The organism is Aliidiomarina sp., from assembly GCF_047920995.1.
Classification (GTDB): Bacteria; Pseudomonadota; Gammaproteobacteria; order Enterobacterales; family Alteromonadaceae; genus Aliidiomarina.
Genome location: NZ_JBLRWZ010000007.1, coordinates 1 through 23,275 on the forward strand (window position 1 = coordinate 1; position 23,275 = coordinate 23,275).

Here is a 23,275-nt window from a genome sequence, read left to right on the forward strand (position 1 = left end):
CGCCTGAAAATAGCGCTTTTCTTGGGAATCGTAATACAGGTTATTTGGCGCCAGCTCTTTGTATAAATTGAAATCGCGCGTGCCGGCCGAAAGGCCAACCGCAAAACGCTGCACTAAATCGTTGCGATAAATGCTGCCTTTAAACAACAGGCTAAAATCAATGTAGGCCAACCGCTGACGTTGTGCGAAAGATAAGTTTTCAAGCATGTTCCGTTGCCACTTTTTATTGTTGTTGTGCTCTTTGTAAAAGTAGATTTGTAAGCTAAAACCTAGTGTGGTTCATTTTGGTGGGGTTGTAAAGTATTGTTAAGAAACATTCATGTTGCTGATTTCACTTCCTAAGTGGTGAAACACTATTAAGTAACAGATACCAAGTAACAGATACCAAGCAACAGATAAATTGCTTTTATCAGCTAAAGAAACTAATATATTGCAATCTTTCACAAAAGCAACATATGTGTTTACCATGATGAATTCTATACTCCAGCAAATAAAGCAGCGGCGATTAGCTCTCGACCTCAAACAGAGCGATATGATGTTACGTGTAGGCGTATCGCGTCAGCAATATCAGCGCCTAGAATCGAAAGGAAACCCTAGGTTAGCTACCTTAGAATTGATTGCCAACGGCTTGAATAGCGAACTTATGCTCATACCAAAGGAAAAGCTTGGCGCGGTTATGGCGCTGCTTGAACAAGGGGGTTCTGAGCTCGCTACAGGTATAGGTAATGAATATTTTTCTGAGGCGAATAGCCCTGCAAAAGAAGAGGTAAAGAAAAGTCTTTCAGATGATCCATGGCAGGATTTGCTGGGGGATGATTCATGAGCGAAGCCCAAGTCGATGAGATAAACGTAATCAAGTTGAGCCTGCACGACAGGCTGGTTGGCTATTTGGCTGGCTTTCAAGGCGGTAGAAATGTACTGAGCTTTGCCGAGGAATTTAAGAGTGATGCAGGCCGTCCTACCTTTAGCTTAATTACCCACCCAGCGTTTCCTCGTTCTGAGAAAATAATGGCGGATCCGTGGGCAAGAAACCAAAGATTGCATCCTACATTATCTAACTTACTTCCGGAGGGAGCCTTACGTGAGTTAATTGCGCAAGGGCTTAAAGTTCATGTTGATAATGAGTTCGATATTTTCTCACATTTAGGTGCCGATCTTCCCGGCGCCTTGGTGGCTGAACCGATGGAACCAGAAGACGTTCCCGAAAGTATTCTTAATGCTCACGGTAAAGCCCGAGCAATAAAGTTCGACAAACTATCAACGGATAACAAATTTTCGTTGGCCGGCGTTCAAATGAAGTTTTCCATGAAGGAAAAAGATGGACGCTACACGCTTGCTGAAAACGATATGCTGGGCGATTGGATTGTAAAAACCCCTTCCACTAAGCATAAAGAGGTTCCGGCGAACGAGTACACCGCAATGAAACTTGCGGAACTAGTTGGTGTTCACATTCCGGAAATTAAGCTCGTTGAGTTGAATAAACTCGATAATCTTCCTCCGATAAATCTTCCCGATGAAAAGCTAGCTTTCGCCATAAAACGTTTTGATCGCGACAATGATGTGCGTATTCACATGGAAGATTTTGCTCAGATTCTGGTTAAGTATGCCCATGAAAAATATAACTCGGCAAACTATGAGCAAATTGGGCGTATTATTCACAGTTATTCCGGTGATGGTTTGGCCGATGCACAACAATTCGCAAGGCGATTGCTAGTTAACATCTTGCTCGCCAATGGTGATGCGCATCTCAAGAATTGGAGCTTAATTTACTCAGATAAAATCACTCCAAGGCTTTCGCCAGCATACGATATCGTTACCACGAGCGTATATATCGAGGGTGAACGGCGTATCGCGCTTAATCTAGGAAAAACTAAAGAGTGGTATGAGGTTTCTTTGGCTAATTTTCAGCTGTGGTCTGATCGAGCCGGGATTCCATGGCGAGTAATTAAACCCCATTTAGATGATGCAATGGATAAAGCTCGAAACCTTTGGCCAGAGGCACTCAAAAAGCTCCCAATGAATGAGGCGCACAAACAGAAACTGAAGGAGCATTGGCGTAATTTACACAAGGATTTTCGAATTAAATAGCGTGTGAAAGCGTGCTTCGGGATCGAAAAAGCCGGCGTGGTTAACGCCGGCTTTGAATTTGGTGGAGCTGGCGGGATTTGAACCCGCGTCCGCAATACCTACATCCTCGGTCCTACATGCTTAGTCAGTCTTTTAATTAATCATCAAAACGCCGACAGACAGGCTTTTATAATGACGAGCCCGATTAGTTTTAACGGTTCGGCTCCGGGCGAAGCGTCCACGCGAGTTTGCCTTAGGGTTAGCCGTTCTGGTCCAGTCTCGCAAACAAAGCGCTGGGGAACGGGCTTAGCGGGTTATTAAGCCGCTAGAGCGTAGTTGTCGTCGTTTGCAACTATAAAGTTGAGGCTTTTTACGAGGCCAGCCTCACCTCGGCATGCACCTTGGGTTTCATGTATCCCGTCGAATCCGGATCAGCCCCAAAGTTCTGGTAACCACTGTGCTTGCACAAAAGCGCTTTCGCTCAGTGGCTACCATGTAAGACATTATACCTGAGGATAAGTTCTCAAGCTATGTCAATTTACTGCCCTTCTACTTACCGGCGATTACTCGCTCTACTATTATCGCACTGTGGCAAAGGTAAGGTTTTGCCGCGTGGGTGTCGTGGGCGGTTTACCAAGCCAAATGCGCAACTGCGCGTTAAGTTAAGCTCAATTACCAATGGATCATGATCCGATGAGCGGAATGGGTCGGCGTTATAGAAGCTTGCAGGCTTCTGCACAAAACCGCCCATTAAGTTGCCTTCGGTGTAATTGAATGCTGGAATTTCATCGGCATTGATATGCCATGAACGGGCATCTACTACTTGTGCTGCTATGCTTGGGCTTGCAAATGCATGGTCTAAGCTTCCGGCCTCGCCCATAAAGGTATAGCTATACACTTCTGGGTTGCCGCCATTCGCTTCGATTGCAAGGTTTACATAGCCTGCCTCTGTTAGCGCTTGCAGTGGATCTTCCATGGCATAGGCGTTGAAATCACCTAAAACTAGGAAATCGGCATTGCCAGAGTTGGTTGGATCGCCAGCGAGCCAGTTTGCCAGCGCATCCGCAGAAAGCGTACGCCACACATTCCAACAGCCTTGGCCATCACCTTTATCGCCATTTACATCGCTGGCCGCTGGGCAAGACGATTTCGCCCGCAAATGCAGCGCTACTGCGGTAAACTGCACGCCATTTCCAAACGAGAAGGTTTGCGCTAACGCAGGGCGTTGCCGCGATGTATCGAAATCCGGGTCTACACTGGAATCCAATACGGCAATATCCCCTACCGCATTTACCTGGCTACTACGGTAAATAAAGCCGGGCTTAATGGCATCGGTGCCTAACCAACCGGTGGCTACATACGCCCAATCGTTATTCACGCCGCTATCGTTTAGTGCCGCTACCAAGGTAGCTAACGCGAAATCATCGGCATCGTTCTCTACTTCGGTAAGCGCAATAACATCGGCACCCATGGCATTAATGGTAGCCACTAGTTTCGCCAACTGACGCTCAAACTCGCTTTGCGATGAAGCCCCGCGGCAGCCTAAGTTGTTCGGGCCACACACGTTGCCAGCTGTGGTGAAGGTAGTGAAGAAGTTTTCTACGTTATAGGTAGCAACGCGCAGGTTACCGCTGCCTTGCATTACCGGCTCTGCAGTGCGCGGGTTAGCATCTATAAACTCTGGCGATTGCAATGGGCGCAAACGATACGAGCCGAATGAATATCCCATAACACCGGAAAACCCTGGGGCAACTAAGAAGCCGTTGCGAATTGGGTTGCTCGCCGATACTTCGCTAACGCCATCTGCACCATTAATGAACGGCGTGCGGTTGGTGCCAGTTTTCGCGTTATCAATCAAAATCTGATTGCGCGCATTAGCAGCCATTACCGCTGCTACATCATTACCCGGCAATGCTACTTGGGTAGGGGTAAATAAACGGCCATTGGAAACGGTAACTTCGCCGAACCGCACCGCATTAAACACATCGCTTACGGTAAGTGCTTCTGCAGTTTCTACCCACATGCCCTCTAGCGCTTCAAACTCGCTGAAATCGGTAACAGGCAAGTTCAAGTTTACCGGGCTTACGGTATCAAGCTGGTTTACTGCGCAAATTTCTACGGCGTTCACATCAGAAATTTGTGTTTCTTCGAAATACTCGGCAACAGTGCCGCCAACACGCACGTAATCACCCACGTTTACGCTTGGGCCTTCACCGTTGGCAAATACGAAAATACCTTCCGAAGTAAGCGGGTTATCATCGTGCAATGCATCGGGTGTTTGCAGGAAGAAACCACCAAGATTGCCATCAAAGGTATCTTGGAATTCCCCTACTACTACCGCTTCTACTTGCACATATGCGCCCTGCATTGGGCTTTGGAAGCCAGCGCCCTGAATACTGTTAATTGCATTGGTTGGCGCACCGCAGAAGAAATCTGCGAAGTTGTGTTCACCTTCTGCCGTAATTTCAATGTTCGCCAAGCGCCAAGTGCTGCAATTGCCGCCAGAAAACTCATAACGGAAACCAATGTGCACATCGCCTTCTAATTCACTGAGTTCAGTGAAGCCATCGAAGCGCGTAGGTACATTGTTGCTGGTGAAATCATCCGCGGTAATGGTGGTAAGCAATACCCACTCGCCGGCATTAATTACGCCATCACCAGCATATTCAGTTGAATAATACACTTCTAAACCGTTAGAACCGCTGAAACCACGCGCGATATCAATGGCTAAGCGCTCATCGGTTTGCGCATCGAGATTAAATGCTGGCGAAATAAGCCAGTTCTCGTTCTCGCGGCAAGTGCCATCAATGAAGGGTGCAAAGCTGATGTTGCCAAATGAACCATTCCAATCCCACGTTTCTTCACCCGTTAGGTTTACTTCGGTCCAGCCAGCTTGCAGCGGGTTGGTGCTGAAATCTCGGTTATAAACAGTAATGCGGCCCACATCGGCAATAAGGTTGCCGCTTACTAAAATGTTATCAAAGCGGTTATTACCGGTAGTGCCTGTGCCACCTTCAGGGGTAATGCGGAAATACACAACGCTGTTATCGTTGATATCAGCCACTGCACTCAAATCGTAGTTTACTGTTTGCCAGCCGCCTAAAACGCCGCTATCAACTGCGATTTCAGTGTAGTTACTACCATCTACAGACCATTCAATAGTACGCGAATCAAAGCCTGAATTGGTGCCCCGCTGTGCCCAGCTGAGCTGAATATCCTGATAGCCAGTGGTATTCACTTCTAATACGATGTGCATACCGCTGTTGCTGCCGCTTGGGCCTACTTGCGGAGCAAGCGAACCACCCGAAGCAAAGCCATCAAGGCGGTTTGCGGTAGTACCAGCAAAGCTTTGAATGTATTGATAGGCACCATTGCTGTTCAGCGTGGTATCAAAGTTTTCTAAATACAGAATACCTGAACCCACATCTGCCGATTGCGGGAATGAGCTTGGGGAAAAGCCATTGCCGCCAGTGGCGAGTTGGTTTGAGTTTTGTGCCCAATAGGCGATGGGTTGCTGTGCCCAAGCAGGCAAGGTACAACATAACAGCAGAATTGCTATTAGTGTTCTCATTGGTTTTATTCCCTAGTTTTGAGTTGTCGTTTTTTACTGTAGCGAAGTTTGATGTCAATTTTATGTCAATGCTATAGGGGATTACACCCTTTTCCCCTATTACAAACATCATACTCGCTATACAACAACCACTAGGGCGCTGTGCAGATACGGGTTACGCCGTTAGCTTTTTCGCTAACTTGGCAATGTGTTCCCCTTGAAAACGTGCGCCAGCTAATTCGTTGGCCGAAGGCTGCCGTGAACCATCGCCACCGGCTATGGTAGAGGCGCCATATGGGGTGCCGCCATTTACTTCATCGATGCTCATTTGCCCAGCAAAGCTATAGGGCAACCCCACCACTACAAAGCCTAAGTGCAGCAACACGGTATGAAAGCTTAGTAATGTTGCCTCTTGGCCCCCATGTTGGGTAGCGCTAGAGGTAAAGGCACCGCCCACTTTGCCAACTAAATCGCCATTCGCCCATAAACCGCCGCATTGATCGAGAAAGTTTTTCATTTGTGCACTCATCATACCAAAGCGCGTAGGCGTGCCAAAAATAACCGCATCATAGTGTTTTAAATCGGCGGGTTTGGCGATATCAGCAGCTTGGTTTTGGCGGTACCCCGCGCTTTGCGCTACTTCTTCTGGCACTAACTCGGGTACTCGTTTGATATCCACATCGGCACCTCCGGCTTGTGCGCCTTCTGCCATGGCTTGCGCCATTTGCTCAATGTGCCCATAGCTGGAGTAATATAATACCAGTACTTTTGCCATCTGTTATTCCTTAATTGTTTTGTATTTATGTGCCAAGGCCGTTATTTGCCATGGTGCTACTTACTGAGCACCACTGCTGCCCTTAATCGAGAGCTGCCGTAGGCAAACGCTTTATCAAAGGTGGCCCGTGGAATCGGCAAATATTGCCGCTCGGTAATGGTTTGCCAAGGTAACAAATCGTCATCTGGGTCGTTTATATAAACATATTCATCATCAATTGCGGTAATCAACACCCAATGTGGTGCCTTCGAACGATCAAATTGATACATGCTAATTAATGCTATTACTAATTTCCCCGCGTTTAGATCTTTGCCAAGCGTAGTTAACGAATAATCTCGTTTTGAAATCGGTATTTTTGCCGCTTTTAACGCGGCAATATCCACTTCTTGCACGCGGCTCATAACCTCGCGCTTGGCTTCGTTTCGCACTGAATCGAGTAACACAGGGCCCGCTTGATTCACCCACACCGCCACACTCAACCCCCGCCGCAAAGCTGCACGTGCCAAGCCATGAGGCCCGCAGCCACCATGCCCTGAGGTCATGTAAATGGTGGTTGCTTCCCGCCATATTTCTAATTCTTCCAGTTCTAGCTTTGCCATTGGCCGATCAAACCATGCTAAAGCCATTAATAAACTAGCTGGCCCGCAGGTAAAGGGGGTGGTTTGGGTAAGGTGCGGCACTAACTTGGGTACCTTGGCGGAATCAAAAAAGTGTAGTTGCTTTTGCAGCACTAACGCGGCTGAACCATCATCGTAGTAATCATCGCGCAAGCCCATGTGGGCAAAGCCAAAGCTATCAAAAAACGCGAGGCTTTGGCCATTATCCGCTTTGGTTTCAGTGCGCAGAAACAAGCAATGTGCCGCCTGCCCTTTTTCAATGCAGTAATGCATGAGCTGCTTACCATAACCTTGGCCCTGTAATTCAGGGGCAACCGCAAACGAATACAACCGGCAAAGCTTGGTGGCTTGGCGAAACAATAAAATGGCGTAGCCTACAAGTGGCCGTTTTGATTCGGCAAGCGCTTCAATTACCACAAAATCGGCATCATGGTGCTGCAAAAAGCGCCGAAAGCTGCGTTTGCTCATGGCATCATAAGGAAAACATTGCTGATCAATGCGCAATAGTTCGCTAATGTCGGCTGCTTCAGCAGGCCGAACGCGCCCTTTCATGATTGGTGCTGGATTTGCTACAGAGTGCATGCTTAAAGGGTTTCCTAACTGCCTTAACATCCAAGAAACAGCTTCTGGTTGCTTTTGGGGCACATCAATTTTGCCTTAATTCTTACGGTGATTTTTACAGTAGCTTTTACGGTGTTTTATACAGTAATAAGCATAGCATTGAACGCCTATTTCAGGTGCCAAACAAGTGCCCGCAGAAAAAATTTCTAATAATCATTCAAGGAAGGCGCTAGTGCTGTTAAAATGCCCACCCATCTAATGGCACACAGGCCCCGCACTGGCCGCAAGAGGACCCGCTGTGAACGAACAAAAACCATCTCTAAGCTACAAAGACGCTGGCGTTGATATCGATGCTGGTAACGCTCTAGTTCAACGAATCAAGCACGTTACCCGCCGTACCACGCGCCCTGAAGTAATGGGCAGCATTGGTGGCTTTGGTGCACTTTGCGAAATTCCTGAGGGCTATAAGAAGCCGGTTCTGGTTGCTGGCACCGATGGTGTTGGTACCAAATTACGCCTGGCAATTGATTTGCAAAAACACGATACCGTGGGCATCGATTTAGTGGCCATGTGCGTGAACGATCTTATCGTGCAAGGCGCCGAGCCGCTGTTTTTCTTAGATTACTACGCTACCGGCAAGCTAGATGTTGATGTAGCTGCCAGCGTAGTAACCGGTATTGGCGAGGGTTGTGTACAAGCTGGCTGCGCGTTAATTGGTGGCGAAACTGCCGAAATGCCGGGTATGTATGAAGGCGCTGATTTCGATCTGGCGGGCTTCTGCGTAGGCGTGGTTGAAAAAGATAATATTATCGATGGCAGCAAAGTTTCCGCCGGCGATGCATTAATCGCGGTGGCTTCAAGTGGCCCACACTCCAATGGTTATTCGTTAATTCGTAAAGTAATTGAAGTAAGTGGCGCCGATTTAAGCGCTGATTTCCACGGAAAGCCGTTGGCCGACCATTTAATGGAGCCTACCCGCATTTATGTGAAATCTACCCTTGAGCTCATTAAACAGGTAGATGTGCATGCAATTTCGCACATTACCGGTGGTGGTTTCCAAGAGAACATTCCACGGGTATTGCCTGAGCATTGCAAAGCTTTAGTACAGCGGGATAGCTGGCAGTGGCCGGTAATTTTCAGCTGGCTACAAGAGCAAGGCAATATTGAACGCCATGAAATGTTCCGCACCTTCAACTGTGGCGTTGGCTTAGTTATCGCAGTACCTGCTGAGGTAGCAGAAAAAGCGGTTAACTTACTCAATGAGCTTGGCGAAGATGCTTGGGTTATCGGCACCGTAGCGGCGCGCAACGGCAACGAAGAACAAGTTGAGTTTAGCGAATGAGTGCAGCGGCCTCTTTAGCCAACGGCAGCGCTCGAAAACGTATCGTAGTTCTGATTTCCGGTTCTGGCACTAATATGGTGAATATTGCTGAGCATTGTCGTTTAGCCAATGCAGGCCAAGGCTCTGGTTGGCAAAGCATTAGCGGCCAAGCAATAAACGCCGATGTAGTGGCGGTAATTGCTAATCGCGCCGATGCCAAAGGCTTAGGAAAAGCAGCAGCCATGGGCATTGCTACCGCTACATTAGCGCACACCGAATTTACTAGCCGAGAAGATTACGATGCGGCATTGGTAGAGCTGGTGCAAAGCTATCAGCCAGATTTGATTGTGTTGGCGGGCTTTATGCGAGTACTTACACCGGTATTCGTGAGTGCCTTTGCCGATCGGATTATGAATATCCATCCTTCGTTACTACCGAAATACAAAGGTATGCATACCCATCAACGCGCACTTGATGCGGGTGATACAGAGCATGGCGTAAGCGTGCATTTTGTAACGGAAGAACTTGATGGCGGGCCGGTGATTCTGCAATCAAAGGTACCGATTTTCCCAGACGATACAGCGGAAGATTTGCAAGAGCGAGTACACGAGCAAGAATACCGTATCTACCCGCTGGTAATTCGTTGGTTCTGTGCCGATCGCTTGCGCTTAACCGTTCAGGGCACTACCCAGTGTGCCGAACTTGATGGCGAATTGCTCGGCGAACATGGCTATGCCGCCGACGATTAAGCTTGCGTACACGGATTAGGTAAAACGAAACGAACAGCTAGTTGCCGAAGGTTAATGCCGTTAGCTCAAGCTTTAGCTGTTCTTTGCCACCCTCAATTTGCTGCATGGCTACCAGCGTGTAGTTCAAGCTTGGTGCAAACCAAAAGTAAGTTTGCCGGCGATCATGATCACGTACACGCTCCACCTTGATTACGTTGCGGCTTTGCCCACCCACAGGCATTTCTTCACGAGCGGTAATGGCAAATTCATAATGAATATTGCGGCCGTCTTCATCAATTAAGTGATAAGCAAATTCTTCTAGCTCGCCAATCGCCAAATCAATCTGCAATTGGTGTAGTACTGCATTGGCATCCAATAAATCATCGCCCCACTCTGCAGTAACTGAGCTACCGTTCATTGCTAACAATTCTTTCGCGGCATGATCAAAACGCACAGCATAATCACGGTTAGAGCCGGTGCCTCTGCGCTCGTAAACGTAAGTAAGAGGCTGCACCCTATCACTGTTAATTATAAAGGTACTTTCATTGTGCCGGCGATCTGATAGAAACAGCAATGATGCCCGCGAACTAGTTTCATAATACCATTCGCCATTGCCCATATCGGTTAAAACGCGCGAAGCGGTGCCATGGCGGCGGCCCCGGCGCAATAATTCGTAGCTCGCAGCATAAGGTTGGGTAATGATGTTCGCCATTTGTACTGCTCGAGTAGTTTCAATGTTCTCAACTTCCGTGTTCTCAACTTCCGTGCTCTCAACTTCCGCACTTTTAGCTTCTGTGCTTTGCGTATCTACCTGCGTAGTTTCTGCAGTTGTGCTTGCCAGCGCCGAGCTCGCGAAAGCAGCCATGAACACCACCAGTAACGGCAACTTCAGTATGATTATTCCTTTATATAATTGCACACATCCTCCTACTCAGCGTTAGTTAGGCTATTTACTTTAGTTCAATTAATACCTAGCACTACCAGCTTTGCATTAATCTTAACGAGAACCTAAATAAACCACCACTGATAAACTTGCGTATACATTACAGACCCAGCAAAAGCCTGCAAGTTCCATATGCTTGCCGTTCGCCTGTAATCAACCATTTACAACAACCGAACCGCTGCAAAAATTCACCAGCACAATGTTATTCAAAGCTTGCAAATAAAGGCGTTTTGCTCTAGTTTTATAGGTTACTGGTCTGACCTCGAACCTCAGGAGAAACAAATGAGTGTGGTTATTTGGTGTATCGCTACCCTAATCGTATTAGGCGCCATACTGTATCGTGGAGCATCATTACGTGCTTTTACTTTGGGCACAATCGTAATGTTAGCAATCGGCTCACTGTTCGGCTTATTTGCTTACGTACCGTGGATTATTGCTGCGGTTATTCTAGTTCCATTCAACCTCGGCTTTATTCGCAAAAACATTTTGGCGAAACGTATTCTTAGCGTGTATCGCAAAATTATGCCGGAAATGTCGCAAACTGAACGCGAAGCTTTAGAAGCTGGCACCGTATGGTGGGATGGCGAAGTTTTCCGTGGTAAGCCTAACTGGAAAAAATTACATGCTATTCCAGCTTCGAAACTAACGGCTGAAGAGCAAGCCTTTATTGATGGCCCATGTGATGAAGTATGTACCATGTTAGATGATTGGTATGCTACCCACGAGCTGGCCGATATGCCAGAGCACGTATGGCAGTATCTAAAAGACAACAAATTCTTCGCCATGATCATCAAGAAAGAATATGGCGGGTTAGAGTTTTCCGCGTATGCGCAATCGCGCGTGCTGCAAAAACTTTCTGGCCACTCTACCATTTTGGCAAGTACCGTAGGGGTTCCTAACTCGTTAGGCCCAGGTGAATTACTGCAATTATATGGTACTAAAGAGCAGCAAGATCATTATTTACCACGCCTCGCTACTGGTGAAGATATTCCATGTTTCGCGCTTACTAGCCCAGAAGCAGGTTCTGATGCCGGCGCTATTCCAGATACTGGTATTGTATGCAAAGGCCAGTGGGAAGGTGAAGAAGTATTGGGTATTCGCTTAAACTTCAACAAGCGTTACATTACCTTAGCGCCAATCGCTACGGTTGTAGGCTTAGCCTTTAAAATGTATGACCCTGAAGGGTTAATTGGCGATCAAGAAGATATCGGAATTACTTGTGCCTTATTGCCACGTGATATTGCAGGCATGGAAATTGGCCGCCGCCATTTACCATTGAACGTACCTTTCCATAACGGCCCAATTCGCGGCACCGATGTGTTTATTCCAATGAGCTTCATCATCGGCGGCCAAGCTATGGCTGGTAAAGGCTGGCGTATGCTGATGGAGTGTTTATCTGTTGGCCGGGTAATTACCTTACCTTCTAACAGTGCCGGTGGTGCGAAATCAATTGCATTAGTTACCGGTGCGTATTCACGCATTCGCCGTCAATTCAAATTACCAATTGGTAAAATGGAAGGCGTGGAAGAAGCTATGGCACGCATTGGTGGTAACGCTTACTTAATGGATGCAGTAACGAAGTTCTCTACTACGGGCCTCGATATCGGTGAAAAACCTTCGGTTATTTCCGCGATTTCCAAGTACCACATGACCGAGAAACTGCGCCAAGTAATGAATGATGCCATGGATATTCATGGTGGTAAGGGCATTTGTTTAGGCCCGAACAACTACCTTGGCCGCGGCTATCAAGGCACGCCAGTAGCTATTACTGTTGAAGGCGCTAATATCCTTACTCGTAGCTTAATGATTTACGGCCAGGGCGCAATTCGCTGTCATCCATTCGTGCTCGAAGAAATGAATGCGGCAGCAATAAAAGGCAAAGAAGGCTTGGCGCGTTTCGATAAAGCCTTGTTTGGCCATATCGGCTTCGTATTCAGCAACTTTGTTCGCTCACTGTGGTTTGGTGTTGGCGGCGCGCGTTTCACTTCAGCGCCAGCAAACGATAGCACAGCTCAATACTACCGCATGATGACCCGCTTCAGCTCTAACCTCGCGTTAATGTCTGATGTGGCCATGGGTGTGCTTGGTGGTGAATTGAAGCGCCGTGAACGCTTATCAGCGCGTTTAGGCGATATGCTCAGCTACTTGTTCATTGGCTCGGCAATTTTGAAGCGCTTTGAAGATGATGGCCGCCCAGCAGAAGATCTGCCATTAATGCATTGGGCAATGCAAGATAGCTTGCGCAAGTTACAGGAAAGCCAGCTTGAGTTCTTAGAGAACTTTGGTGCCATCGGTTCGGCATTAAAAGTGATGATGTATCCGTTTGGCCGCATCGTAAAAGCGCCTAGCGATAAGCTTGGTCATCAAATCTCGCGGATTCTTATGGAACCAAACGCAGCGCGTACGCGTTTAGGCGAAGGCCAGTTCTTATCAGAAAAAGGGCCATTTGGTTATGTTGAAGCGGTGCTGCGCGATATCATTGCTGTAGAGCCACTGCATGATAAAGTGCAAAAAGCAGCTGGTGAGCGGTTATCGTTCACACGCTTACATGAAATTGGCTTACGCGGAAAAGAATTGGGCGTGTTGAACGATGAAGAAGTTGCATTGTTTAAGCGTGCTGAAGAAGGTCGTTTACGAGTAATTAACGTAGATGATTTTGCGCCAGAAGATTTATTGGCTGGCCCAACTGCCCACCAATGGGGCCGCGATAACAGCTAACGTAAAAATTCAGTAAACCAACTCGCACACAGCAGTGAATCAGATACATTGAATATGCCGATCGCAATTAGTCGTGCAACCCTGATTCACTGTTGAGCCGACCAAAGCTTTTTGTGGGAGTAATGGTCGAACTGCTGAATTTCTCAGCCCCCCAACTCAGAGTGGATATTATGCCCCAGAACTTTTCTGGGGCTTTTTTTTGCCTGCAATTTATCGATCGGCTAAATCACGTTGAATTTCCCGCTCTTTCCGGGCTGTGGCCGAAAGTGAATCCAGCGTTTGTCGCCACATTTCTACCCAATCGGGTAGCGCTGGTGATTCTAGGTGGCCCTGCCCCGTGGCTGCAATCAAATCCACCGGCGCCATACCACCATGTTTCTTGCTCCAGAACATACCGCGCACCACAATTAATGCCGTAACTCGGTTTTCGCTATCCAATATTTTGTGCTCTAGAAACGCCCACTTCTCATCCCAACCCAGCAGCCGTGTTTCTACCGCAAAACGATCAAAGGCTTTGAGCTGACGAATAAAACGGGCATTTACATCGCCAATTACCGGAATAAAGCCTTTCTTGCGCGCTACACCCCAGGCACCGCTGCGAAAGAACCAATCCACCCGGCCCAAATCGGCAAACGTAAGATAGCGGCCATTATTAACGTGCATATTTAAATCAAGATCGTTTGGGTACACCCGCGACCAAACACGCAGCGTATCAAACGCTGCGCATTGGGGTTCTTTTCTGCGGCTGAATACGATCCAAAATAGGCGGATCAATAAATTCATGCTATTTCACCAAACCAATTTCGCGTAACCGCTCCATTAAATAATCATCCGCAGTGATGGGCGGGAATTTAGCTGGATTTTCCTCACTAACACATTGCGGTAACGCTTCTATCACTACATCTGGGTTAAAGTGCAAGAAGAACGGAATAGAATAACGCGATACTTCATTATGCGGTGCTGGCGGATTCACTACGCGGTGCGTAGTAGAAGGCAACATACCGTTGGTTAAACGCTGGAGCATATCGCCCACGTTACAAATAATGGCACCTTCCAAAATAGTTACCGGAATCCAATCGCCTGATTTACTCAATACTTCCAAGCCAGGTTCCCGCGAGCCAATCAGTAACGTAATCACATTAATATCTTCGTGAGCAGCCGCGCGCACTGAAGGCGTGCCTTTATCTACGATTGGCGGGTAATGCAATGGGCGCAGAATAGAATTACCCTTATTTACTCGGCTGCGGAAGTAATCACGCGGTTGCCCTAAGTACACAGCAATACCTTCCAGCACTTGGTTACCAAGCTCATCAAGTGCATTAAACAACTTGGTAGTGGTTTCTTTAAACGAAGGCTGCTCTTGTGGCCATACATTCGGAATTAGCTGTGGATATTCAGAAGTATCGGCAACTTCACGGCCAACATGCCAGAATTCTTTCAGATCAACATGCTTTGCATCTTTGGCAATTTCAGTACCAAACGGCGTATATCCGCGCGCACCGCCAATACCTGGCTTGTGATATTGTTTCTTCACCTCTTCTGGCAAAGCAAACAGATCACGCGTTGCATCGAGCGCTTCATGAATGGTTTTTTCATCGATACCATGATTCGTTAAAGCTACGAAACCGTTTACTTCGTAACCCTCACCAATGGTTTTTACAAATTCTTCAAAATCGCCCGCATACGCGGTCATATCTACGTGAGGTATAGATTGCATGTACTTTTCCTAGTTCGTTCAGTTCGTTCAGTTCGTTAAATTCAGCCATGATTACAGCATGAGCAGCGTGTTACGAATACTTAATTCTAATTTTAAACCCAGCTATCCCCGCATACAACCGTTACCGCGAGTACTGGTAGAAATAGCCAAAGTATACAACTTGCTTAAGTTGTACCGCAAAATGTAACAAAATATTTCAATTTGTATAATTCATACAAAACTTACTCTGTAAGCAACTGATTTTACTAATATCGCCCTATTTAACATTAAATACACATATGTAAATATTTTGCTTCATAAATCAACGCCCATAATCTAGTATGGTTGATGACATTTTTCTAAAAAATGACACTAGTATGTCTGCGGTATTTCAATACTGCGAGCTTTATAAAAACATAAAAGGAATGTCTGAAAATGAAGGTATCTAATCAGTTACCGCGAATTTCTTTGGTGGCAGCAACAGTTGCTTCAGCTCTAGCATTCGGTGCTGCAGCAAGCAACAAAGATTTGCAAAACCAGAGTATTGAACGCGTTGAAACAAATGATCGAACCATATTTATTGAACAACCTGGCCGTGATATTCGTGGCCAAGTTCGAGATCGCTCGCAGCTTAAGCGCGAAATGCCAAACTATTACATTGTTGAACTCGAAAATGCTCCCGTAGCACTCTACAACGGTGAACGCCCTGGTTTTGCCGCCACACGTTCATTTACAGAACGTGGTGAGAGTTTTAACCTTGCCGCGCCAGAAGTAGAATCTTACCAAGCATTACTATTACAGCAGCAGCAGCAATTTGCGAATACTTTGCAATCTCGCTTACCTTCTGCTCAAGTAACGCGAAACCTAACAAGTACGATAAACGCAGTTATCGTTGAGAGTTCAGGGCAAGATATAGTTTCCGAACTTCGTGCTTTACCTGGCGTGAAACATGTGTATGAAGAAGAGCTCTACCATATCCAAATGGATGCCTCGAATACACTAATAAATGCCCCAGAGGTATGGCAAATGGTAGGGTCTCGCGCAGCAGCTGGTGCTGGTGTTCGGGTTGCTGTGATTGATAATGGTATTCGCCCCGAACACCCGATGTTTCAAGCGAATGGCCAAGCACCAATTCCGGCTAGCGAACTGCCAACTGATGATTATTGCGCTGAAGTAGATAACTTCTGTAACGACAAATTAATTGTTGCGCGCTGGTATCAACCAACGTTCCAAATCAATGCCGATGAAACATTGGATCCGGTTGATTACAACGGCCACGGCACGCACGTTTCAGGCACTGTATTAGGTAATGAAGTAAACACAACTTTTAATGGTGTGGAGTTAAATTTCTCTGGCGTAGCGCCAGGCGCCTACCTAATGACCTACAAAGCACTTTTTGCAACCCCTACCCAAGGCGGTTCTGGCAGTAACATTATGCTTACTGCAGCACTTGAAGATGCGTTTAATGATGGTGCTGATGTTGTTAACAACTCATGGGGGGGCGGCCCAGGCGGATTACCAGGTTCTTCGCCTTATCGCACTCAGTTCGAGGCAATGGAAGCAGCTGGTGTTTTAATCGCTACCGCTGCTGGTAACTCTGGCCCTGGCCCGCGCTCAATTGGTTGCCCAGCATGTGTTGAATCGGGTGTTGCGGTAGCAAATAGCCGCCACGGCCGTGAATTCGCCAATGAAGTAGATGCTGCTGGCATTAATAACATCGAAGCAGTGCTTGGTACTGGTAATTTTAGCATTACCCAAGACATCATTGCACCGTTGATGCCAACTATGGTAATCGATGCAGAAAATGCACTGGCGTGTGAAGCCTTCGACGATGGTGTATTTGCTAATCATATCGTACTTGTACAACGTGGCGCATGTACATTCGAATCTAAAGCAAACAACATTCAAGCTGCTGGCGGTGTGGGTATGATTCTATACAACAACACCACCGGTTTTATCGCTCCATCTTTAGGTGCCGCAACGCTGCCTACCGTTTCCATCTTACAAGCCGACGGTGAAGCAGTGTTAGCTGCATTTGAAGTAGGTGATACCGCCCGTATGAGCTCTACCTTCTCGCGCATAAACGATACGGTAGTTGATTCTATTTCCCCTGGCAGCTCGCGTGGACCAAACGGTGATAGCACGTTCTTAAAACCAGACCTGGCCGCTCCAGGAACTGCAATTCTTTCTGCCTACGCACCGCGTGTTGGCCCATACGCCGCTATTAGCGGTACCAGTATGGCGAGCCCGCACGCAGCAGGTGCAGCTGCACTAGTGCGCTCATTACGCCCGAATCTGGATGCATTCCAGTTAAAATCAGTGTTGATGACATCCACTACATCAGCCGTTCGACGCGAAGATTCAGTAACGCAAGCCACACCATTTGATATGGGTGCGGGCCGCTTGGATATCGCTGCTGCTATGAACACGGCAATTGCTTTTGACACAGCCTCTATCGCTGATAACGCCTGTGTTGTTAACTGTACGTTTGAACGCACGGTAACTGATCTAGTAGGCGAAGGTACTAGCTGGACACCACGCTTCAGCTTCCCTGGTAACAACCTAGTAGATGGTTCGGTATCAGTGAATACGTTAAGCGTAGCCGAAGGTGGTGAAACTACTTTTACCATTACCATCGATACTAGAAATGCGAATGCCGGTTGGCAGTTTGGTGAATTAGTTTGGGAAGATCAAAGTGGTAACTATGCTGATGCACGCATGCCAATCGCTGTATTTGCGCAACTTTCCGACGATGAAGCAATTGCGGCCAACACCCTGTTAAGTGAAGCTGTTGTTGCTGGTGAACCAGCACGTTTCCGTGCTCGGGTTGCTGATCCAGCAATGGACGGTTCATTTACCGGTGAATTGAAAATGTCGATCACTAACCCAAGCAACACGGCTATTCAAGAGGAAGATGACAACAACGTTGGCACTGTGCTGCCTGAATCAGTTCTAGTTACTGCTGTTCGCGCCGATGGTGAGTTTACCGTAAGCGACGATGGCTCTTCACTAGGCTGGGTTGGTGAATTTGATTCTGCGCCAGCCGCAACCGGTTTTGCGGGAGCAGCGGCAGCAGGCATAAACCTGAAAAGCTTAGTGGGCCCAATCTATCCCAATGAGGCGGCTATACCGCGGATTCCATGTGCGGCTGGCGAAGGTGAAGTGTGTGATGAAGTTGTAGCAACTCTCGATATTTCTGGCCGCGGTGGTTTGAACTACTTCGGAGTAAATTACTCAACTTTAGCAATCTCTGAAAATGGTTACATTACCCTAGGTAGCCAAGACCACGATGGGAGCTTCATCAACCGCCCATTCCCAAGTAACGCAACACCAAACAATGTAATTGCACCCTATTGGTCTGATTATGTATTTGGTGGCGATGTTGGCGGTAACGTCTACGTAGAAAACAATCTTGTTTCAGGCGGCTTCCCTATTTTGATCGTGCAGTGGGATGAAGTAGTTCTGTATGATGACTATGCGGATGCACTAGAAAACAATGGTGACTACGACGCCCTCGACCGCCACAGCTTTACTATGTGGTACTGGTACGATGGTAATGTTGGTGGTTCGGACGATTTCGCGTTCAGATATCTGCCAACTGTGAATTCACCCAACACCCCTGCCAACCTCTCGATTGGTTATGAGAACTCGCGCGGAAACCTTGGTGCAACCTTCCATTATAATGGTCAAGGGAACACGCCACAGGTGCCTGCCACTCTGTTTGGCGTAATTACTCCTGGGGAACAGGCTTCACTCGAGGTTGAATATGACCTTCTTGTAACCTCGTTCGGTTCTGCCAGCAATGCTGCTGCAACGGTTAATCGTACGCAACAAGTTATGCTTGATTTAAGCAATCATCTTGATGCTACAGCCATTAGTGCTACCTCGGTTCTTCGGGTAGAACACGATGGTGCGGCCTATAACTCGGTAGTACCATTCACGGTTGAGCCGGTTGGCTCTGTTGATCTAGTGATCACTTCACAACCTGCCTTAGGAACATTAACTGTACTCGATGATTACGTTGTTGCTTATCAAACAGCAAATGTAGTTTCAAGCCCAGTTACGTTCCGTTATGTACTTGAAGATGAAGCAGGTAATCGTACTCCTGAAGGTACTGCAACCATCACCGTTAATTCGGCACCGCCAGTAGCGTTCGCATCGTCAATTGTGTTGCCAGTGCGCAGTGGTGAAGTTGTCGCATTAAACGGCAGCGGAACTAGCCCAATTAACGCAGCACTTACCTACTCTTGGGAACAAGTTGCCGGGCCAAGTGTTAGCTTAGGTAACGCAAGTTCTGCATCAACTCAGTTCACTGCTCCAGATGTAAGCGCAGAAACGAGCTTGGTGTTCCGTTTAACCGTAAGTGATGGGGTATTAAGCTCATCAACTATGGTTGATGTAACGGTTCAGCGGAAATCAAGTAAGAGTTGGTATGAAGGTTCATTCGGTGGCTTAATCGTATTATTCGGTTTACCACTCGTGTGGCTACGTCGCCGCCAGGTAAAAAAATAAACTACAGTAAACATTAGTTTATATAAGGGGCCGTAAGGCCCCTTTTTATTAAGACAACACTGACATTTTTGTTAATGTCGTGTTAAATTTAGTACCAATGGAACTCACTCTTTTAATAGGACACGTTATGAAAGTACGCACAATCTTTCTCCTTGCTTCTGGCTTTTTACTAGCGCTTAGCGCTTGTTCCCCAGCCTCAAATAATAACGATACAGCCAGTAGCGATGCAGATCAGAAGTCGCAACTTCCTGATTCTGAAACTACTGTTACCACTCCGGAATATGCTTCCGAGCGTGAAAAAGATGTAGCGGAATTATCTGCCCTATTGCAGGAAATGCGAACTTTATTAGGTTCCCCAACAGCCGAGCATCCAAATGAGTGTAGGCTAGTACCCGTGGGTGAAAAAGCCTGTGGTGGACCAGAGCGCTTTCTTCTTTACTCTACGAGTGCCGTGCGAGATGAAGAGAAACTCCTTGAGTTAGCCAATGAACATCGCTTACTCAGCGCAAAATTTAACGAAAAATATAACATAATGTCTGATTGCCAGGTGGTAACGCGCCCAGCATTAACAGTTCGTATGGGGATGTGCGTTCCCATTGCATCGGAAGCTTACTAGCAGCAAAGAATAAAAAATTCACCTCACCCCAAGCATACGTTTAGGTTAAATTACAGGCGCCGCTAGCCCTGTGTTTTTGGTAATCGCAGGCGGGCCAGTAATATCGTGAATGCAGCCACAAGTAACCCACCAACTACACCATAAAAATGGGCCGCAACCGCCAAATCATCGGCGGTTGCTGGCCCAATACTTACCGGCCCATAGCCATATTCCCACGTTACCTTTACCACAATGCCTACTAACAAGAGCCAACCAAACTTGATACGCTGCTGCACGTCGCGTAATGCTCCCCAAGCAAATAAGCCGTAGAGAACGCCGGAAAAGCCCACGTAATAGGTAATGTTTGCGGCAAACCAGTACATGCCGAGATTACTCGCCAATGCCAATAGCGCAACTACACCCATATAGCGCCAACCTGCGGCATGCTCGGCATACAGCAAGTACATCACCCAAATACCCGCAATATTGATGGCTAAATGGCCCCAGGATAAGTGTACAAATTGGCCAGTGAGTAATCGCCACCACTGCCCCGCTTGAATATGTGGCCGCTCATAGGTAAGTTGAAATAACAGATCTTCGGGCAACAAAAATACCGCCAAAAGCAACACCGACACCAAAATAGGTGCCAGTGTATAGGTGCGATTAAGCGGTATGTTCAGCATTTAAAATTACTGTTAGTTGGCTTCTGGGTGGAGGTGTTGCCACCACTCTGGCTCATCTTTTAAGTGCTTCGCGAACCAAGCCATATACGTGCCCCACCAATGCAAGCGCGCATCACGGCCAATAATATGGTGATCTTGGCCCTTATACTCCACCAATTCTACTTCCCGATCGAGCAGTTTTAAGGCGGTATACATGTTGTGGCTTTCACCCGGTGGTACGTTGGTATCGGCATCACCGTGAATCAGTAACATGGGGGTGGTTACCTTATCAGCATGAAACACTGGGCTTTGCTGGGTATATAAATCCGGGTTGTTCCATGGGAAGCTGCCTTTACTTGCTTCACCAGAATACAAGAAGCCCCACCAACCTTGGCCCCAATATGAAGTGATATTAGAAATACCCGCATGTGACATTGAGGCAGCATACATATCGGTCATGGTAGCCAACAGCATGGTCATAAAGCCACCATAGGAAGCGCCCATGTGCCCTACGCGCTCAGCATCCACAAATGGATGTGCTGCCAAGAATTCTTCGGTACCTTGAATGATATCTTCTGCAGTGTATTCCCCCCAAGCGTTTACATGCCGAGCCGAGAAACGCTGGCCGTAGCCAATCGCGCCAGTAGGTTGCAATACATACACCACGTAGCCTTGGTTGGCCCATAAGTTAAACGGATAGCGGCCAGTAAAGCCACGTTGCACTGGCGTAGTGCCACCGTAGTAATACACTAGGGCTGGATACGTTTTGTTCTCATCAAAATCATGTGGGTAGTACACACGGCCCGCAATTTCATCGCCATGCTTGTTCGTAAAGCTCCATTCTTGGATATCATTAATGCGGTTGTGCTCGTAAGCTAGCGGCGCGCTATTCCACACTTCAACTGTGCGGCCTTCTTGTAGATCAACCCGCACTAATTTTTGAGGTGTGGTGGCCGAAGTGCCGCCGATAACCAAACGCGGTAATGCGCTTTGGCTTACTGCTACCTGATCCACCACCTCAATATCTACACTCACCTTCATATAGCGACCATTGCGCGGATCAAAGCGGTACAGTTGAGTGCCATCACGCTCGGTAACCCGTAACAGCAAATCACCATTACCCAATGCCATGGCACCACTAATTGCTGGCGCAAATCTACGGCTCAATGCATCGGCGGCATTTTCGCCCTGCAAGCGATACAGCTGGCCATCATAGTTATTGGTGAGTTTATCATCAGCTAAACTTGGATCGCGGCCAGCGCCCTCCATAAACTCTGGGCCTGCCACTACAAAGATTTCATCGCCCTGATATAACGCTTGGTTAAAGGTGCGATGGGTGCCTAAATCGCGCATCTCACCGCTGGTTACATCAAGTTCAAACAACGCCACGGCAAAATGCGGAGGTGCCGCATAATCAACTTTACGGCTGCTAACTAACAGTTTTTCGCCACTAGTGTGCACATCCAACAAGCTAAAGCCGCTGTTACCGCTGGTAAGTGGCTTAATTGCTCCAGTATCTAACGCAACGCTATAGATATGGCTACGGTTGCGAAACGAGCTCCAGCGATCTTCTAGCGCTTGATAGCGCTTACTAATGCTATCGGTTGCTTCCGCATCTTTGTTCCACGAGAACACCACCCGGTTGTTGTTCAACCAACGTAAGCCACTTACGCCAGGAAGGCTGCCGGTAACTTCAGTTACCGATAAATCATCTAGATCGAGCACCTGTATTTTCTGCCCGCTCACATAGGCCAGCTGATGATCCTTTGGATGCCATGCAAAGCTGCCCACACCCGTGTTATTCCAGCGATACACTACGCGATTATTATCCAGATCTTGAATCCACAGCTGCGATTGGCTTTCACCATGCTCTGTGTAGCTCTTGCGCATTACTAAGTAACGGCCATCGGCAGAAAGCTCGGTAGTATTAATCGTAGGTGCATCATACAGTTGCTCTGCGCTTAAACGCCAATACTCTGGCCACGCACTGCTCACTGCATCGTGATCCGCTTTCCCTTCCCACTGCAACGCCACTTCACTCCAGTTTTCAACACCCTCGGCAAGGGCAACTAGGTGATGATCGCCGGTTTCTAAATGCAGATTAAATTCATTTCCAGAGCCCGATACTCGTGTACCATTTAAATACAGAGTAACGTTCTCAGCGCCGGCCACGGTTATTTTGCCTTGCGTAAAACGGTTTACCCGCATAGGCACGCGCAAAACACTTTGCGCACTGGCAGCTTGCAATGCTGATAGTGGGCTACCGGATTCTGCGAACTGGCGCAAATACGGGCGCACTAAACTATCACGTAAGCCACTCGCCTGATCTGAATCAGCAATGGTTACCGGTGTGCTTGGCAATACGTGTACTCGCACATGCTCACGATCTACAGCCAACGCTGCCATACTCTGCAATGCAAACGCACCCGCTAACGCCGCCACTAGATGAGCAAGCGAAAATTTCCGCTGCGTTTTGCGCAATTTTTGGAGATTCATAACATGATTCCTGTTTTTAATTATTTCGCTACCA

General features: G+C 47.5%; 15 protein-coding genes, 1 other RNA gene and 1 pseudogene. 7 read left to right on the forward strand and 10 right to left on the reverse strand.

All coding sequences use genetic code 11. The annotated features are described in order from the left end of the window. Nucleotides 1-207 (reverse strand): annotated as a pseudogene (locus ACNA7P_RS03025) (WYL domain-containing protein); the annotation flags it as partial. A gap of 193 nt (nucleotides 208-400) precedes the next feature. Here ACNA7P_RS03025 and ACNA7P_RS03030 point away from each other — a divergent pair. Further along, a complete protein-coding gene (locus tag ACNA7P_RS03030) occupies nucleotides 401-823 on the forward strand; it encodes a helix-turn-helix transcriptional regulator (protein ID WP_416257133.1) in 423 nt (140 codons plus the stop codon). Beyond that, nucleotides 820-2,088 carry a type II toxin-antitoxin system HipA family toxin gene (locus ACNA7P_RS03035; RefSeq protein WP_416257134.1) on the forward strand — a complete coding sequence of 423 codons (1,269 nt, stop codon included), beginning with the start codon at nucleotides 820-822 and terminating at the stop codon, nucleotides 2,086-2,088. Before ACNA7P_RS03030 ends, ACNA7P_RS03035 begins: the two co-directional genes overlap by 4 nt. A 59-nt stretch (nucleotides 2,089-2,147) precedes the next feature. On the opposite strand, the gene ssrA is transcribed toward ACNA7P_RS03035, so the two are convergent. From ssrA to ACNA7P_RS03055, 4 genes are all read right to left on the reverse strand, one after another. Then, nucleotides 2,148-2,506, reverse strand: a transfer-messenger RNA (tmRNA) gene (gene ssrA / locus ACNA7P_RS03040). A gap of 114 nt (nucleotides 2,507-2,620) precedes the next feature. Then, entirely contained in the window at nucleotides 2,621-5,638 is a 3,018-nt protein-coding gene (locus ACNA7P_RS03045; protein ID WP_416257135.1) for an ExeM/NucH family extracellular endonuclease, read from the reverse strand. Between the two features lie 154 nt (nucleotides 5,639-5,792). Continuing rightward, entirely contained in the window at nucleotides 5,793-6,392 is a 600-nt protein-coding gene (gene wrbA, locus ACNA7P_RS03050; RefSeq protein WP_416257136.1) for an NAD(P)H:quinone oxidoreductase, read from the reverse strand. A 56-nt stretch (nucleotides 6,393-6,448) separates the two neighbouring features. Continuing rightward, the gene (locus ACNA7P_RS03055; protein ID WP_416257137.1) at nucleotides 6,449-7,591 is read right to left on the reverse strand and encodes a GNAT family N-acetyltransferase/peptidase C39 family protein; all 1,143 of its coding nucleotides are present in this window, start codon (nucleotides 7,589-7,591) and stop codon (nucleotides 6,449-6,451) included. Between the two features lie 277 nt (nucleotides 7,592-7,868). Here ACNA7P_RS03055 and purM point away from each other — a divergent pair, with 277 nt between their 5' ends. Together purM and purN are read left to right on the forward strand one after the other, a co-directional pair. Further along, nucleotides 7,869-8,912: a phosphoribosylformylglycinamidine cyclo-ligase gene (purM, locus tag ACNA7P_RS03060; RefSeq protein ID WP_416257138.1), complete on the forward strand. Its 1,044-nt coding sequence runs from the start codon at nucleotides 7,869-7,871 to the stop codon at nucleotides 8,910-8,912. Beyond that, entirely contained in the window at nucleotides 8,909-9,640 is a 732-nt protein-coding gene (purN, locus tag ACNA7P_RS03065; RefSeq protein WP_416257139.1) for a phosphoribosylglycinamide formyltransferase, read from the forward strand. Before purM ends, purN begins: the two co-directional genes overlap by 4 nt. Nucleotides 9,641-9,677: 37 nt before the next feature. Here the strand turns inward: purN and ACNA7P_RS03070 are convergent, their stop codons facing one another. Continuing rightward, nucleotides 9,678-10,484: a DUF3108 domain-containing protein gene (locus ACNA7P_RS03070; RefSeq protein ID WP_416257140.1), complete on the reverse strand. Its 807-nt coding sequence runs from the start codon at nucleotides 10,482-10,484 to the stop codon at nucleotides 9,678-9,680. 360 nt (nucleotides 10,485-10,844) lie between these two features. On the opposite strand from ACNA7P_RS03070, the gene fadE reads away from it, so the two are divergent. Then, nucleotides 10,845-13,280 carry an acyl-CoA dehydrogenase FadE gene (gene fadE / locus ACNA7P_RS03075; protein WP_416257141.1) on the forward strand — a complete coding sequence of 812 codons (2,436 nt, stop codon included), beginning with the start codon at nucleotides 10,845-10,847 and terminating at the stop codon, nucleotides 13,278-13,280. A gap of 210 nt (nucleotides 13,281-13,490) precedes the next feature. Here the strand turns inward: fadE and ACNA7P_RS03080 are convergent, their stop codons facing one another. Continuing rightward, nucleotides 13,491-14,063 (reverse strand): thioesterase family protein, encoded by a 573-nt coding sequence (locus tag ACNA7P_RS03080; protein WP_416257142.1) that lies wholly within the window; start codon nucleotides 14,061-14,063, stop codon nucleotides 13,491-13,493. A gap of 1 nt (nucleotide 14,064) precedes the next feature. Next, a complete protein-coding gene (locus tag ACNA7P_RS03085) occupies nucleotides 14,065-14,997 on the reverse strand; it encodes an isopenicillin N synthase family dioxygenase (RefSeq protein WP_416257143.1) in 933 nt (310 codons plus the stop codon). Between the two features lie 414 nt (nucleotides 14,998-15,411). Between ACNA7P_RS03085 and ACNA7P_RS03090 the strand changes: the two genes are divergently transcribed. Together ACNA7P_RS03090 and ACNA7P_RS03095 are read left to right on the forward strand one after the other, a co-directional pair. Further along, the gene (locus tag ACNA7P_RS03090) at nucleotides 15,412-19,488 is read left to right on the forward strand and encodes a S8 family serine peptidase (protein WP_416257144.1); all 4,077 of its coding nucleotides are present in this window, start codon (nucleotides 15,412-15,414) and stop codon (nucleotides 19,486-19,488) included. A 127-nt stretch (nucleotides 19,489-19,615) separates the two neighbouring features. Continuing rightward, nucleotides 19,616-20,104, forward strand: coding sequence for a hypothetical protein (locus ACNA7P_RS03095; RefSeq protein WP_416257145.1), 489 nt, complete (start codon nucleotides 19,616-19,618; stop codon nucleotides 20,102-20,104). 62 nt (nucleotides 20,105-20,166) lie between these two features. On the opposite strand, the gene rrtA is transcribed toward ACNA7P_RS03095, so the two are convergent. Together rrtA and ACNA7P_RS03105 are read right to left on the reverse strand one after the other, a co-directional pair. Further along, the gene (gene rrtA, locus ACNA7P_RS03100; RefSeq protein WP_416257146.1) at nucleotides 20,167-20,766 is read right to left on the reverse strand and encodes a rhombosortase; all 600 of its coding nucleotides are present in this window, start codon (nucleotides 20,764-20,766) and stop codon (nucleotides 20,167-20,169) included. Nucleotides 20,767-20,778: 12 nt separating this feature from the next. Continuing rightward, complete coding sequence (locus ACNA7P_RS03105; RefSeq protein ID WP_416257147.1) at nucleotides 20,779-23,241, reverse strand: prolyl oligopeptidase family serine peptidase; 2,463 nt, start codon at nucleotides 23,239-23,241, stop codon at nucleotides 20,779-20,781. Nucleotides 23,242-23,275 lie beyond the last annotated feature (34 nt).

Excerpts from the sequence above, each read along its gene's own strand:
- ACNA7P_RS03080 (WP_416257142.1), bottom strand. The coding sequence starts at position 14,063 with ATGAATTTATTGATCCGCCTATTTTGGATCGTATTCAGCCGCAGAAAA.
- rrtA (WP_416257146.1), bottom strand. The coding sequence starts at position 20,766 with ATGCTGAACATACCGCTTAATCGCACCTATACACTGGCACCTATTTTG.
- ACNA7P_RS03105 (WP_416257147.1), bottom strand. The coding sequence starts at position 23,241 with ATGAATCTCCAAAAATTGCGCAAAACGCAGCGGAAATTTTCGCTTGCT.
- wrbA (WP_416257136.1), bottom strand. The coding sequence starts at position 6,392 with ATGGCAAAAGTACTGGTATTATATTACTCCAGCTATGGGCACATTGAG.
- purN (WP_416257139.1), top strand. The coding sequence starts at position 8,909 with ATGAGTGCAGCGGCCTCTTTAGCCAACGGCAGCGCTCGAAAACGTATC.
- ACNA7P_RS03035 (WP_416257134.1), top strand. The coding sequence starts at position 820 with ATGAGCGAAGCCCAAGTCGATGAGATAAACGTAATCAAGTTGAGCCTG.
- ACNA7P_RS03070 (WP_416257140.1), bottom strand. The coding sequence starts at position 10,484 with ATGGCTGCTTTCGCGAGCTCGGCGCTGGCAAGCACAACTGCAGAAACT.
- ACNA7P_RS03095 (WP_416257145.1), top strand. The coding sequence starts at position 19,616 with ATGAAAGTACGCACAATCTTTCTCCTTGCTTCTGGCTTTTTACTAGCG.
- fadE (WP_416257141.1), top strand. The coding sequence starts at position 10,845 with ATGAGTGTGGTTATTTGGTGTATCGCTACCCTAATCGTATTAGGCGCC.
- ACNA7P_RS03085 (WP_416257143.1), bottom strand. The coding sequence starts at position 14,997 with ATGCAATCTATACCTCACGTAGATATGACCGCGTATGCGGGCGATTTT.
- ACNA7P_RS03090 (WP_416257144.1), top strand. The coding sequence starts at position 15,412 with ATGAAGGTATCTAATCAGTTACCGCGAATTTCTTTGGTGGCAGCAACA.
- ACNA7P_RS03055 (WP_416257137.1), bottom strand. The coding sequence starts at position 7,591 with ATGCACTCTGTAGCAAATCCAGCACCAATCATGAAAGGGCGCGTTCGG.
- ACNA7P_RS03045 (WP_416257135.1), bottom strand. The coding sequence starts at position 5,638 with ATGAGAACACTAATAGCAATTCTGCTGTTATGTTGTACCTTGCCTGCT.